Origin of the sequence: Micropruina sp. (assembly GCF_047607385.1) — a bacterium.
Lineage (GTDB): Bacteria > Actinomycetota > Actinomycetes > Propionibacteriales > Propionibacteriaceae > Micropruina.
Genome location: NZ_JASGDE010000070.1, coordinates 1 through 13,394, shown reverse-complemented (window position 1 = coordinate 13,394; position 13,394 = coordinate 1). Strand labels below are relative to the sequence as shown.

Annotated in this window: 10 protein-coding genes; 4 read left to right on the top strand and 6 right to left on the bottom strand. The window is 71.2% G+C overall.

The features are described 5' to 3' along the window. The first annotated feature begins 66 nt into the window (after nt 1–66). The 3 genes from QM582_RS06330 (at nt 67) to holA (ending at nt 4,281) form a co-directional block, all read left to right on the top strand. Nucleotides 67–885, top strand: coding sequence for a helix-hairpin-helix domain-containing protein (locus QM582_RS06330; protein ID WP_415082753.1), 819 nt, complete (start codon nt 67–69; stop codon nt 883–885). Then, complete coding sequence (locus QM582_RS06325) at nt 872–3,202, top strand: ComEC/Rec2 family competence protein (RefSeq protein WP_415082751.1); 2,331 nt, start codon at nt 872–874, stop codon at nt 3,200–3,202. Before QM582_RS06330 ends, QM582_RS06325 begins: the two co-directional genes overlap by 14 nt. Nucleotides 3,203–3,288: 86 nt before the next feature. Continuing rightward, nucleotides 3,289–4,281, top strand: coding sequence for a DNA polymerase III subunit delta (holA, locus tag QM582_RS06320; RefSeq protein WP_415082749.1), 993 nt, complete (start codon nt 3,289–3,291; stop codon nt 4,279–4,281). A gap of 115 nt (nt 4,282–4,396) precedes the next feature. Here holA and QM582_RS06315 read toward each other — a convergent pair whose 3' ends face one another. The 4 genes from QM582_RS06315 to gdhA form a co-directional block, all read right to left on the bottom strand. Next, nucleotides 4,397–5,005, bottom strand: coding sequence for a hypothetical protein (locus tag QM582_RS06315; RefSeq protein WP_415082747.1), 609 nt, complete (start codon nt 5,003–5,005; stop codon nt 4,397–4,399). A 277-nt stretch (nt 5,006–5,282) separates the two neighbouring features. After that, nucleotides 5,283–5,543 carry a 30S ribosomal protein S20 gene (gene rpsT, locus QM582_RS06310; protein WP_415082745.1) on the bottom strand — a complete coding sequence of 87 codons (261 nt, stop codon included), beginning with the start codon at nt 5,541–5,543 and terminating at the stop codon, nt 5,283–5,285. 156 nt (nt 5,544–5,699) lie between these two features. Next, nucleotides 5,700–8,312, bottom strand: a complete 2,613-nt coding sequence (locus QM582_RS06305; RefSeq protein WP_415082743.1) for a PEP/pyruvate-binding domain-containing protein — start codon at nt 8,310–8,312, stop codon at nt 5,700–5,702. A gap of 90 nt (nt 8,313–8,402) precedes the next feature. Further along, nucleotides 8,403–9,722: an NADP-specific glutamate dehydrogenase gene (gdhA, locus tag QM582_RS06300; protein ID WP_415082781.1), complete on the bottom strand. Its 1,320-nt coding sequence runs from the start codon at nt 9,720–9,722 to the stop codon at nt 8,403–8,405. A gap of 178 nt (nt 9,723–9,900) precedes the next feature. On the opposite strand from gdhA, the gene lepA reads away from it, so the two are divergent. Continuing rightward, nucleotides 9,901–11,730 (top strand): translation elongation factor 4, encoded by a 1,830-nt coding sequence (gene lepA / locus QM582_RS06295; protein ID WP_415082741.1) that lies wholly within the window; start codon nt 9,901–9,903, stop codon nt 11,728–11,730. A 35-nt stretch (nt 11,731–11,765) separates the two neighbouring features. On the opposite strand, the gene QM582_RS06290 is transcribed toward lepA, so the two are convergent. Together QM582_RS06290 and QM582_RS06285 are read right to left on the bottom strand one after the other, a co-directional pair. Then, nucleotides 11,766–12,542: a cytochrome b5 domain-containing protein gene (locus tag QM582_RS06290; RefSeq protein WP_415082739.1), complete on the bottom strand. Its 777-nt coding sequence runs from the start codon at nt 12,540–12,542 to the stop codon at nt 11,766–11,768. A gap of 94 nt (nt 12,543–12,636) precedes the next feature. Beyond that, nucleotides 12,637–13,170: a rhomboid family intramembrane serine protease gene (locus QM582_RS06285; protein ID WP_415082779.1), complete on the bottom strand. Its 534-nt coding sequence runs from the start codon at nt 13,168–13,170 to the stop codon at nt 12,637–12,639. Nucleotides 13,171–13,394 lie beyond the last annotated feature (224 nt).

Genomic DNA, 13,394 nt, shown 5'->3' with positions numbered 1-13,394 from the left:
CACGAGTTGTCCACAGGGCGCCCGCGAATCTGAACGAGTTGGCGGGCAGGTGCACATGCTGAAGGCATGGAGAGCCGAAACCGCAATGCCGACGATCTCTCCGAGATCGTGCGCCGGCGCCTGGACGGGCTGCTGGCCGAGATCCCGGCGCGTCGCGTCCTCGACCCCGAGCCCGCGGCGGAAAGGCCCGCTTCCGCACCCGCCGACGATCCCGGCGGGGAGAGCGACGATCCACCCCGGCCGGCGACCCGCGCGGCCCGGCTGAGCACGGCGATGATGTCCCGGGCGCGGCAGTTCGTCCGGGAGCACCTGGTGGTGGTCGGCATCATCGTGCTCACCGGGGTGCTGTGGGGCGGCTACAGCATGCTGCAGGCGCGCACCACGCCGGTCGCGGCGGCCGCCGCGGCGCCCTCGGTGCAGGTCAGTACCGGTTCGGCGGCACCGGCGCCGACACCGTCGGTTCGGCTGCTGGTCCACGTGCTCGGTGAGGTTCGCCGGCCCGGCGTGGTCACCCTGCCGGACGGTGCCCGGGTGCAGGACGCGCTGGCGGCAGCCGGCGGGCTGACCGCCCGGGCCAAACCGGGCGACCTGAACCTGGCCGCTCCGGTCGCCGACGGCACCCAGCTGGTGATCGGGCGCACCGGCAGCCGGCTGAGCTCCGGATCGGGTGCGGCCGGTGCCCCGTCCGCCGCGGCGAAGGTGGACCTCAACACCGCCACCGCCGAACAGCTGGACGCCCTGCCCGGGGTCGGGCCGGTGACGGCCCAGAAGATCCTGGCCTGGCGCGCGGCGCATGGCCGGTTCCGGGCCGTGTCCGAACTGCAGGAGGTCGACGGCATCGGGCCGAAGAGCTACGCCGAGATCGCACCCCATGCCCGAGTCTGACCGTTTCGCATCGGCGCGGCCCGACCTGCGGTTGGTGCCGCTGGCCGTCGCCGCCTGGCTGGGCATGTGGGTCGCGACGGCGGACGAGCCGGCCTGGCTCGGCTATCTGGCCCTGACCGCCGGCGGAGTGGCCCTGGCCGCCCGGCAGCGGCGCTCGTGGGTGCTGGGCGCGGTCGGTCTGGTGCTGGTGGGCTGCCTCGCCGCCGGGTGGGCGCGGTGGTGGTGGCGGGCGCACGATCCGCTCGCCGAGCTGGCTCGGCAGCAGGCCGTAGGGGTCGCGGAACTCACCGTGGTCGGTACGCCGCGCAGTGCCGAGCGCCAGGGCGTCCGGCCGGCCTGGTGGTCGAGCGCCGCCCGGCTCGAGCAGATGGACGCGCGCGGCGAACGATTGCTCAGCGCGGCCATGGTGCGGGTGAGCGCCAGCGGGGACGCGATGGCCGGCTGGTCCCAGGTCGCGCCCGGCACCCGGGTCCGGGCAACCGTCCGGCTGGCTGCCGCGGACCCGGGAGAGAGCGTCGCCGTCCTGGTGCGTGCCCGGGAGCCGCCGGTTGCGGTGGCCGGGCCGGGGCCGCTGGACGGCGCCATCGAGCGGGTCCGGGCCGGCCTGCGAGCCAGCGCCGGCCATCTCGACCCGGAGCCGCGGGCGTTGGTCCCGGCTTTGGTGGTCGGCGACACCGCCGGCATGCCCACCGATCTCGTCGACCGGTTCAAGGTCACCGGGCTGACCCATCTGACCGCGGTTTCAGGTGCGAACCTGACCCTTCTGCTGGCCTTCCTGGGAACCATCGCCCGATCGTGCGGCGTGACCGGCTGGTGGCTGCGTGGCCTGCTCGGGCTGGGGGTGGCCGGGTTCGTGCTGCTGTGCCATGCCGAGCCGAGCGTGGTGCGGGCCGCGGCCATGGGATTGGTCGGGCTGGTGGCCCTGGGCGCCGGAGGCAGCGGTGGTCAGGCGGTGCGGGCGCTGTGCGTGGCGGTGGTGGTGATCGTCTTCGTCGATCCGACGATGGCCCGTTCGGCCGGGTTCGCGCTGTCGGTGCTGGCCAGCGGCGGCATCGTGGCCTGGTCGCGGCCATGGACCGACGCCCTGGCGTCCCGGATGCCGCGGGCGCTGGCCGAAGGACTGGCCACGCCGCTGGCCGCCCAGCTGGCCACCCAACCACTGGTCACCCTGTTGTCGGGGCAGATCAGCCTGGTCGGGCTGGCGGCGAACCTGGTCGCCGGGCCGCTGGTCGGACCGGCGACGGTGCTGGGATTCCTGGCGGCCGCGATCGCCGTTCCGCTGCTGCCCGTGGCCGCCGCTTTCGCCACCGGTGCCGGCTGGTGCGCGCAGGGGCTGTGCTGGATCGCCAGGCTGGGGGAGCTGTTTCCCGCCGCCGCGGTGGTCTGGCCCGCCACGGCCGTCGGCGTCGGCCTGGTGCTGGCGGGTTGTGCCGGCCTGGTCCTGGTGATGCCCTGGCTGTTGCGCAGCCGGTGGCCGGCCGCGGTGGCCGCGCTGCTGCTGGTGGTGGCGCTGCTGCGCCCGCCGAGCCCGCCGGGCTGGCCACCCGCCGACTGGGCGGTGGTGTTCTGCGATGTCGGCCAGGGGGACGCGACGCTGCTCCGGGTCGGTCCGCGGGCGGCCGCACTGGTGGACGCGGGACCCGATCCGGCGAAGCTGCGCGGCTGCATCGACGGGCTCGGCATCGACACCGTGCCCCTGGTGATCCTCACCCACTTCCACGCCGATCACATCAGCGGAATCACCGCGGCGGTCGACGGCCGCAACACCGGCACCGTCGCGGTGTCGGCGGCCGGCAGCCCGGCGTCCGGGCGGGCCCTGGTGGAACGAGCCGCGAGCGGGATCGGACTGAACACCATCGGGCCCGGCAGCAGTCTGAGCGCGGGAGAGCTGGCCGTCCAGGTGGTCGCGACCCGGCCGTCCACGACGGTGCCGGGCGCGGACGAGGGCGAGTCTGCCGCTGAGAACGACGGCTCGCTGGTGCTGCTGGCTGCCGTGGGAGGCGTTCGGGTCCTGTTGGCCGGCGACGTTCAGGAGGACGGGCAGCGCAACGCGCTGGCGTCCGGAGCCGACCTTGCCGCCGACGTGCTGCTGGTGCCGCACCACGGCTCCGGCCACCAGTTGCCGGAGTTCCTGGCGGCGGCGCACTCCTCGGTGGCCGTGTTCAGCGTCGGCGCGGACAACGACTACGGCCACCCCGCCGTCCGCACCCAGCGGGCGGTGCAGCAGCTCGGGCTGCGGGTGGCCCGCACCGACCAGCAGGGTTCGATCGCGATCAGTCGCGCGGGGGAGTCGCTGCTGGTCACCACCCAGCGGTGAACCGCACCGCTGCGGGTCCCGGCGTCGCGGGCGTCGGCGGCAGGATACGGACGTCCGATGTCGTGGGCGGCTGGCATGCTGAGCCCATGAGCGCACCGTTCGCCACCGTGACCCTGATTCAGGGGCCGGAGAGTCTCCTTGCCGAGCGCGCCGTGCAGGACCTGGTGCGTCAAGCCACCGCAGCCCGCCCGGACGCCACCGTCACCCGGGTGGCGGCGTCCGGCCTGGATCGGGGACGGCTCGCCGAGCTGGCCACCGGCTCGCTGTTCTCGGCGGCGACGGTGGTGGTCATCGAACAGCTCGCCGACCTGCCTGCCGACCTTGCCGACGACCTGGTCGCTCTCGCCGTCGACCCCGGAGACGACCTGGCGTTGATCCTGGTGCACGAGGGCGGAGCCAAGGGCAGGGGGCTGTTGGACCGGCTGCGGAAGGCGAAGGTCAGCCAGCTCGACGCCCCGGCGGTGAAGGCCTGGGAATTGCCCCAGTTCGTCTCCGCCGAGGTGCGCAGGCACGGCGGACGGATCGACCGCGGGAGTGCGGAGGCGCTGGTCGGCGCCGTCGGCAGTGACCTGCGCAGTGTGGCCGCGGCTGTCGCGCAGCTGCTGGCCGACACCGAGGAGGCGACGATCACCCAGGCCGACGTGCACCGCTATTTCGCCGGCCGGGCCGAGATCAGCGGTTTCGCGGTCGCCGATCATTGCCTCGACGGCAACCGGGAGGCGGCGTTGGGCAGCCTGCGTTGGGCATTGGAGACCGGTGTCGCGCCGGTGCTGCTGACCAGTGCGGTGGCGTCCGCACTGCGCAACCTCGGCAAGTATCTCGGCGCCCGCGACGAGCGACTGCGGGACGCGGAACTGGCTCGGCGGATCGGTGTCCCGCCGTGGAAGCTGAAGGATCTGGCTCGTCAGGCGCGGGGCTGGACGGCACCGGCGGTTGCGGCCGCGATTCCGTTGGCGGCAAGGGCGGACGCCCAGGTCAAGGGCGCCTCCGGCGATCCCGGATTCGCGTTGGAGATGCTGGTGCTGGGCGTGATCGGGTGTCGCGACCAGGCCCGCCGCAGGGCGTCCAGCCGTTCCTGAACGCCGACCCGGTCGCTTCCGGCCGGAAAGGCGAAACCCGTCCGGCGACGGGGGGACTGTCGCACGGACGGGTCTCGCAGCGGGGGAGATTGGCGCGTCCCCCGGGCTGGTGAACTCAGCGCTTGACTGAGATGTGCACGTGGTCGAAGTGGTTCGCGGTGGCGCCGCCGCGGTTCGCCATCTTGCGCCAGCGCGGGGTCTGCACGGTCCAGATCTGCTGCCGGAAGATCACGTAGTGGATGTGGTACTTCTTGGCGTTGCTCTTGTTGGCGAAGTACTTGGCGATCGACCAGCCGAGATCGGCGTTCTTCTTCCAGCTCGGGATCATCACGTCGATGGCCCGACCGGCCGGATGATCGCCGGAGTACTTGCTGCCGGCGCGCCAGCCGCCGATCGACTTCACCTTGCGCCAGTCGTCGCGAACCTTGTTGGCGACCTTCTTGGCCTTCTTGGTGAGCCGGCTGTAGTTGGTCACCTTCGCCTTGGGTCCGCTGGCCTTCTCCTTCGGCGGGGCCGGGGTGGGCGTCGGCTCCGGTGCGGGGGTGGTCGGCGTCGGAGTGGGCGTCGGCTCCGCGGTCGGGGCGGGCGTTGGCTCTGCGGTGGGGGTGGCGGTCGCGGTCGGTACTGGCTCGCCGACGGATTCGGCACTGGCCGGTGCGGCGGTGATGAACAGGCCGGTTCCCAGTGCCAGCGTCGCGGCGGCTGAGATTCCGGAGACTGCCAAGCGTTGTCCGATGTGCATCGATGTTCCCCCGTCGCGTCGGTGCGGCTCCCGGGCGGGGTCGGACGTTGACCCCAGCTCCCTGAGAAACTTAATCACAGTCTCAGGTTCGATGCAATTTCACTCAGCCTCCGCGGGCTCCCAGGCTTGGAACGCTGGGATCGGCGCGGTTGGCGTCCGTCGTCGGCAGGTATGGATCGATGCCGGGCGAGCCCCCGGTGCGGTGTCTCAGGGGACGCGGAAGCGCCGCCCGGACATCCGGGCGGCGCCTGGCAAAAGCTCAGAGAGCGGCGGCCTGGGTGGCGATCGCCGACTTGCGGTTGGCGGCCTGGTTGCGATGGATGACGCCCTTGGACGCCGCCTTGTCGAGCGCGCGGCACGCGGCCTTGGCCAGGGTCTGCGCCTTCTCGGCGTCGCCGGCGTCGGCGGCCTCACGGAACTTGCGCACGTGAGTGCGCAGCGCAGACTTCACGGCCTTGTTGCGCTGACGAGCCTTCTCGTTCGTCTTGATGCGCTTCATCTGGGACTTGATGTTCGCCACAGGGCATGCCTCTTCGATACTGGGTGCTCACGGTAATGCGCCCGCGGCGGGCGCGACCACTCACACTATCAAAGCGCGCTCCCGCTGAGCAAAGCGGACGCGGCTGGGCCCTGCCTAACTATCTGCGCCCTCCCACATGCGGGAGGGCGCAGATAGTTAGGCAGGGCCTTCCGCGAGCGCGCCGGTCCGGCCGGCGGCGGCGTCGTCGGGCCACTGCACCAGCAGGCGTTGCTCGGTCACGTCGGCGTGCAGCATCAGGCCCGGCGTCCGGGCCACCTGGATGACCTCGGCCAGCTTCGCGTCCGCCGCGTCGGGGCAGAATGCGGCGTACCGGTTCGGCGGCGTCGTCACCAGCTCGGGCCGGAACAGCACGCCGGGGCGGTCGTCGAACAGGGCCGCGTAGCAGATGCCGGTCTCCACCAGCTCCTGGAAGAAGTGGCTGCCGTAGGACAGCTCCGGACGGAACCCGCCGGCGGCGTAGGTGGTCTCCACCAGGGCGGTGAACCGGTTCAGGTCGGTGAAATGGGTCGGCACGCCCAGCGACGGCATGGAGGTGCCCCAGCGTCCCGGTCCGATCAGCAGCGCGGCGCCGTCCAGGGCCCGGTTCAGCACCCCGATCCTGCGGGCCACCGCGTACCGGTCGGGTTCGCCCAGCGCCAGGTAGGCGTCCGGCCGGACCAGCACCACCCAGTCGATCGGCAACCGGGCGTTGCCGCCCATGAAGTTGCCGCTGGTGGCCAGCAGGCAACGCTCCGGTGCCACCGCGGGCACCCCGACGGCGCCGCCCACGCCGCGGGTCTGCAACGGACGGCACTGCACCAGGTTCAGCGACACGGTGCCGTCGCGCTCCGGGTTCACGGTGAACTCGATGTCCACCGGATGGTCGTAGGCCTCGGCCAGGCAGGCCAGCACCGCCCGCAGCAGCGCCGGGAAGTCGGTGCCGCGCAGCAGGCGTCCGAAGTCGATCACCTCAGGCACGCCGCGCCCTGTTCGACCCAGTTCCCGCAGCCGGCGGGCGGCCGCGGCGTCCGGGCTGGCCAGCAGCGACCAGTCCGGGCCGGCCAGCTGGGCCTGTATGCGGGCCAGCGGCAGGGTTGTGGTGGTGTTGGCGGCCAGGTCGAGGACGTCGACCCGGCGCTGGCTCCAGCGTCCGAGCTCGTCCGCGGGGGCCGGGTTGGCCGCCGGATCGGCCAGGCTGACGATCCGGGCGTAGTCGCCGCCGGTGCGGTCCACCGCCCGGGTACCCAGGCCGAGCACCAGCCGGGCCATTCCGGCGTCGGGCAGCGAGGCGTCCCACACGTACAGGCTGGACGAGTTCGCCACCCCGGCGGCCAGCGGGAAGAACAGCTCGCCGTGCAGGTCGCCGGAGACCCGCTGCACCAGGATCGCCATCTGCTCGTCCAGGTCGAGCAGCCCGCGGTCGGCGCGGTACCGCAACGCCTGCGGGCCGACCGCGCTGGCGTAGACGGTGCGGACGGCGTCCTCGAACGCGGCCAGCCGCTGCTGCGGGGTGCCCTGGTTGGCGCAGAACACGCTGTCGTACTTGCCGGCGAAGGCGTTGCCGTAGTCGTCCTCGAGCAGCGAACTGGACCGGACGATGATCGGCGCCTGCCCGAAGTGCTCCAGCACCTGCAGGAAGTCCTCGCGCACGCCGCGCGGGAACTCGCCGCCCGGAATCCGCTCGTGCAGCCTGGCTGCGGACGCCCCGTCGGCGCCGTCCGCCTTGTGCGCTGCCCAGTCCCGCCACCAGCCGTTGGAGACCAGGAAGCTGACGAACACGTCGCTGCCGACGAAGAACGAGTCGTGCGGCTCCAGGCGTCCGGCCAGGCCGTCAGCGCCCAGGTCGGGAGCCAGTTCCGGCCCGGACTGCTCCAGGATCGCCCGGGCCAGCAGCACGCCCAGCGCCTTGCCGCCGATCCGGCCCGTCCCGACCAGCCGGGACGCCACCGCCAGCAGGTCGACCAGCCGCAACCGGCGCCGGCTCAACTCGGCCATCCGGCCCTGGCCGCCGACCAGCACGCCGAGCAGGGTCTGCCGGGCCGTCTCCTGCGCAGCCGCGTCGCCGGCCAGGGCGGTCCAGGCGTCCTCGACCATCCGCTGCCAGACGTCCGGCGGGTCGATCCGGCGAGCCAGCGAGGCGAACAGCTGGGTGGTGGCCGTGGACGAGGTGATCGACAGCGCCTGCCCGCCGTCGAGGCGGTGCGGGAAGAACATGGTGGGGGAGTGCCGCTGCCACACCTTCAGCGGATGGACGTACAACGCGTCGTCGATCCGGTGCAGGTCGAGCAGCACCTGGGTGGTCTCTCGGATGCCCGCGACGGTGGCGTAGCTGTGCCGGTTCCGCAGCAGCGGAAAGTAGGCGATGGTGTCCAGCTCGAACAGGTACGGGCAGGTGGCCTTGAAGAAGTTGAGCACCATCAGGTCGGAGTGCCAGGCCCGGTGCAGATCGGTCAGCGGATCCACCACGTAGAAGCCGAGCGGGCCGATCTCGGCCAGCAGCTCGTGGGTGGCGATGGCGAACCGTTCGAAGCCGACGCTCGGGTCGAGGGTGTGCACCTCGACGCTGTCCAGATCGTCCAGCAGCGGCGTCCGGGCACCGAAGCTCAGATAGACCAGGCGGCGTCCGTCCGCCCTTGCCCGGGCCACGAACGGGGCCACGACGGCCTGGAAGTCGGCCACCGAATCCACCTGCCAGACGACGTTGTCGCCGATCCGCAGATGGTCGATGGTGTCGTCCAGGCCGGGGATGCCCGTGCTGGCCCGCGTCATGGCTGCACCCTACTGGCGAGGCCGATCAGCCGGCGGATCTCGGCACAGCTGTTGGTGCCGAGATCCGCCGACAATTCAGAGCCGGGCTGCTCAGATCACGCCCATCGCGACCATGGCGTCGGCGACCTTGATGTAGCCGGCCAGGTTGGCGCCGACCACGTAGTCGCCGGGGCTGCCGAACTCCTCGGCGGTGGCCAGGCAGTGATCGTGGATGTCGTACATGATCTGCTCCAGCCGCGCCGCGGTGGTCTCGAAGTCCCAGGCGTCCCGGCTGGCGTTCTGCTGCATCTCCAGCGCGCTGGTCGCCACCCCGCCGGCGTTGGACGCCTTGCCCGGCGCGAACAACACCCCGGCCTGCCGCAGCAGGTTCACCGCGGACGGGGTGCACGGCATGTTGGCGCCCTCGGCGACCAGCCGGACGCCGTTGCCGACCAGCGCCTTGGCCTGTGCCTCGTCCACCTCGTTCTGGGTCGCGCAGGGCAGTGCGATGTCGCAGGGGACGTCGAAGACGGAGCCCTCGGTGACCACCTGGGCCCGCGAGCCGACCGCGTCGGCGTAGTCGGAGATCCGTCCGCGGCGGATCTCCTTGACGTCCTTGAGCACCTCCAGGTCGATGCCCTCGCGATCGACGACGTAGCCGGACGAGTCGGACACCGCGACGACGGTGGCGCCCAACTCCTGGGCCTTCTCGACGGCGTAGATCGCCACGTTGCCCGAGCCGGAGACCACCACGGTGCGGCCGCCGAAGTCCTCGCCGCGGTGCCGCAGCATGGCGTCGGCGAAGTGCACGGTGCCGTAGCCGGTGGCCTCGGTGCGGGCCCGCGAACCGCCCCAGCTGACGCCCTTGCCGGTCAGCACGCCGGACTCGTAGCGGTTGGTGATCCGCTTGTACTGGCCGAACAGGTAGCCGATCTCGCGGGCGCCGACGCCGATGTCGCCGGCCGGGACGTCGGTGTACTCACCGAGGTGCCGGTACAGCTCGGTCATGAACGACTGGCAGAAGCGCATCACCTCGTTCTCGGAGCGGCCCTTCGGGTCGAAGTCGGAGCCGCCCTTGCCGCCGCCGATCGGCATGCCGGTCAGCGAGTTCTTGAAGGTCTGCTCGAAGCCGAGGAATTTGATGATCGACAGGTTCACGCTCGGGTGGAACCGCAGGCCGCCCTTGTACGGGCCGAGCGCGGAGTTGAATTCGACCCGGAAGCCGCGGTTGATCTCCACCTGGCCGTCGTCGGTCACCCACGGGACGCGGAAGATGATCTGCCGCTCCGGCTCGCAGATCCGCTGCAGGATCGACCACTGGGCGTACTCCGGACGCTCACCGGCCAGCGGCGCGAGGCTGTGCATCACCTCGTAGACGGCCTGGTGGAACTCCGGCTCGCCCGGGTTGCGGGCCAGCACGATGTCGAACATGGGGCGGAAGTTCGGGTGTAATGCGTTCGTCACACAGCAGACCCTAGGGCGCCGAGCCTCGTCCGGGACGCCGTCCCACGTGAGCGGTGTGAGATGGAGCGGCCCTGCCTGGCCTGCGGACGGTGGCGTCCGCCGGGATCGGTAGAGTGACCCTTCGGACCAGACACAGGACAGGTGAATGAGCGGACCCCGCCCCGGCGCCACGCCCCCGGAGATCATCCGGAACTTCTGCATCATCGCGCACATCGACCACGGCAAATCGACCCTGGCCGACCGGATGCTGCAGTCCACCGGCGTGGTCGACGCCCGGTCGATGCGTGCCCAGTACCTCGACCGGATGGACATCGAGCGCGAGCGTGGCATCACCATCAAGTCCCAGGCGGTCCGGATGCCGTGGCAGGTGGACGGCGTCGACCACGTCCTGAACATGATCGACACCCCTGGTCACGTCGACTTCACCTACGAGGTGTCCCGGTCGCTGGCCGCCTGCGAGGGCGCCATCCTGCTGATCGACGCCGCCCAGGGCATCGAGGCGCAGACCCTGGCCAACCTGTACCTGGCGCTGGACGCCGACCTGCACATCATCCCGGTGCTGAACAAGATCGACCTGCCCAGCGCGCAGCCGGAGAAATTCGCCGCCGAGATCGCCCACCTGGTCGGCTGCGATCCGGACGACGTCTTCCGGGTCTCCGCCAAGACCGGCGAAGGGGTCACCGAACTGCTGGACGCCATCGTCGAGCAGATCCCGGCGCCCGTCGGCGACCCCGCCGCCCCCGCGCGGGCGCTGATCTTCGACTCCGTCTACGACACCTACCGCGGTGTGGTCACCTACGTCCGGGTGGTCGACGGGGCGCTGGCGCATCGCGACCGGATCCTGATGATGTCCACCAAGGCCACCCACGAGGTGCTCGAACTGGGCGTGATCAGTCCGGAGCCGCTGCCGTCCAAGGGCCTCGGTGTGGGCGAGGTCGGCTACCTGATCACCGGCGTGAAGGATGTCCGGCAGTCCCGGGTGGGCGACACCGTCACCCTGGTCTCCCGGCCGGCGACCACCAACCTGGGCGGCTACCGGCAGCCCAACCCGATGGTGTACGCCGGCCTCTACCCGATCGACGGCGCCGACTTCCCCGAGCTGCGCGAGGCGCTGGACAAGCTGCAGCTCAACGACGCCGCGTTGACCTACGAGCCGGAGACGTCCGGGGCGTTGGGCTTCGGCTTCCGGGTCGGCTTCCTCGGGCTGCTGCACATGGAGATCGTCCGCGAGCGGCTGGAGCGCGAGTTCAACCTCGACCTGATCTCCACCGCGCCGAACGTGGTCTACCGGGTGGTGATGGAGGACGGCTCGCAGCACACCGTGACCAACCCGTCCGAATACCCAGACGGCAAGGTCGCGGAGGTGTGGGAACCGGTGGTGAAGGCCACCATCCTGACCCCGACCGAGTTCATCGGGACGATCCTGGAACTGTGCCAGGCGCGCCGCGGCATCCAGACCGGGATGGACTACCTGAGCGAGGACCGGGTCGAGATCCGCTACCAGCTGCCGCTGGCCGAGATCGTCTTCGACTTCTTCGACGCGCTGAAATCACGGACGAAGGGCTACGCCTCGCTGGACTACGACGAGGCCGGTGAGCAGATCGCCAAGCTGGTCAAGGTGGACATCCTGCTGCACGGCGACCCGGTGGACGCGTTCAGCGCGATCGTGCACACCGACGCCGCCTACGCCTACGGGGTGGCGATGTCGAAGAAGCTGAAGGAACTCATCCCGCGGCAGCAGTTCGAGGTGCCGATCCAGGCCGCCATCGGTTCGCGGGTGATCGCCCGGGAGACCGTCCGGGCGATGCGCAAGGACGTGCTGGCCAAGTGCTACGGCGGTGACATCACCCGTAAGCGCAAGCTGCTGGAGAAGCAGAAGGAAGGCAAGAAGCGGATGAAGATGGTCGGCCGGGTCGAGGTGCCGCAAGGGGCCTTCGTGGCCGCGCTGTCCACCGGTGAGACGTCCAAGAAGTAGGCCCTGCCCGTCCTCCCAGCGGTACCGAGCCGGGATCAGCCGGCCAACTCGCCGAGGTAGAACTGGGTCAGGGTGCTTTCCGGCCGGGTCTGGCCGCCGTGCTGGGTGTTGAAAGCCGCGCTGGCGTCCGTGCCGCACAGGGCGATGATCCGCTCGGAACCGCCGGGGTGCTGGCTGACCCAGCCGGTGAGGTCGTACACCCCGCCGTTGATCGCGGCCCAGCAGTCGCCGGCAGAGTTGTGCTTCTTCACCTCGTCGAGGGTGTAGCTCTGCTTCGCGGACGCCGTCCCGCTCGCCGAGGGAGACCTTGAGGCGGACGCCGAACTGCTGGCCGAGGCGGACGGTGTGACCGCGGACGTGGTGGGCGCAGTGACCGCGGTGGTGCCGCTCCAGACCGCGGTGGCGCCGCTGTGGCCCACCGCGACGGTGAGTCCGATCGAGCCGGCCGCGGCCACCGCGGACACCCAGCCCAGGACGCGGGCGAGCGGCGGCGGGCTTTCCTTGCCGCGCTGCAGCAGGTACCAGGCCGCCCCCAGCACCAGCGTCGCGGTGGCCACCCAGGGCAGCCAGACGCCGAGCGCCATGTGCGCCGCCGGCGTCCCGACCTGGTCGGCGAGCGCCCGTCCGGAGGCGACCGCGACGAAGGACGCCGCGGTGCCGGCGATCAGGCCGAGCAGGGTCAGCCCTGCGTAGCGGGTACGCAGCCGTCCGAACAGCACGCAGGCGATCAGGCCGAGCGCGGAGAGCGGCAGCAACACCACTACCGCGTGCACGACCAGGGGATGCAGGGGTAAGCCGAAGACGTCGTACACGGTCAGCTCCTCGGTCGGGCGGGTGGCGATCAGGACTGTTGACGTGTCAACAATACCGGTGCCGAAGCCTCAGCCAAGGCCTTGAACCTGTGAGTCAGCCGTGAGTGCGGGCATTGCGGCGATGCGGGAACCAGGCGGCCAGCACGCCGCCGATCGCACCGCCCAGATGGGCCTGCCAGGAAACGCCCGCCTGGCTGGGCAGCACGCCCCACAGAATCCCGCCGTAGACCGCGAAGATCAGCACCGCCAGCAGGATCTGTTTGCCGTTGCGGGCGAAGATGCCGCGGGTCAGCAGATAGGTGAGCCAGCCGAAGATCAGCCCGCTGGCGCCGATGGTGACCGTGTTGGGCGGGCTGAGCAGCCAGGCGAACAGGCCGCTGACCACCACCGACCAGAGCGTGGCGAACACCGCGCGCAGTGCACCGCCGAGCAGCACCAGGAAGCCGAACACGGCGAACGGCAGCGTGTTGGCGATCAGATGCGGCCAGCCGGCGTGCAGCCACGGCGCCAGGAACACCGACGGCAGCGAGGCGAGATCCCAGGAGTGGATGCCCAGCGCGTCCAGTGAGCCGCGGGTGAGCTGGTCGACGAACTCGACCAGCCACATCACCGCGACCGCGACGCCGATCACGATGCCGGCGGACGCGGGTCGGACCGGGGCGTTCGCGCGGACGGCCAGGCTGCGTGAGCTGCTCATCCGTCCAGTCTGCCTACTGCGCCAAGGCGTCAGCCGGTGACGGCGCCGATGCGGAACTGGGCGAGCTGCTCGTTGGGTTTGTCCGGACGCCGCCGGCCCACCCAGCGCTCGCCTAACTATTTGGGGCTCGCTGAACTCAGCGAGCCCCAAATAGT

Coding starts and splice junctions, on each gene's coding strand:
- QM582_RS06325 (WP_415082751.1), top strand. CDS start 872: ATGCCCGAGTCTGACCGTTTCGCATCGGCGCGGCCCGACCTGCGGTTG.
- QM582_RS06305 (WP_415082743.1), bottom strand. CDS start 8,312: ATGACGCGGGCCAGCACGGGCATCCCCGGCCTGGACGACACCATCGAC.
- lepA (WP_415082741.1), top strand. CDS start 9,901: ATGAGCGGACCCCGCCCCGGCGCCACGCCCCCGGAGATCATCCGGAAC.
- gdhA (WP_415082781.1), bottom strand. CDS start 9,722: ATGTTCGACATCGTGCTGGCCCGCAACCCGGGCGAGCCGGAGTTCCAC.
- QM582_RS06330 (WP_415082753.1), top strand. CDS start 67: ATGGAGAGCCGAAACCGCAATGCCGACGATCTCTCCGAGATCGTGCGC.
- holA (WP_415082749.1), top strand. CDS start 3,289: ATGAGCGCACCGTTCGCCACCGTGACCCTGATTCAGGGGCCGGAGAGT.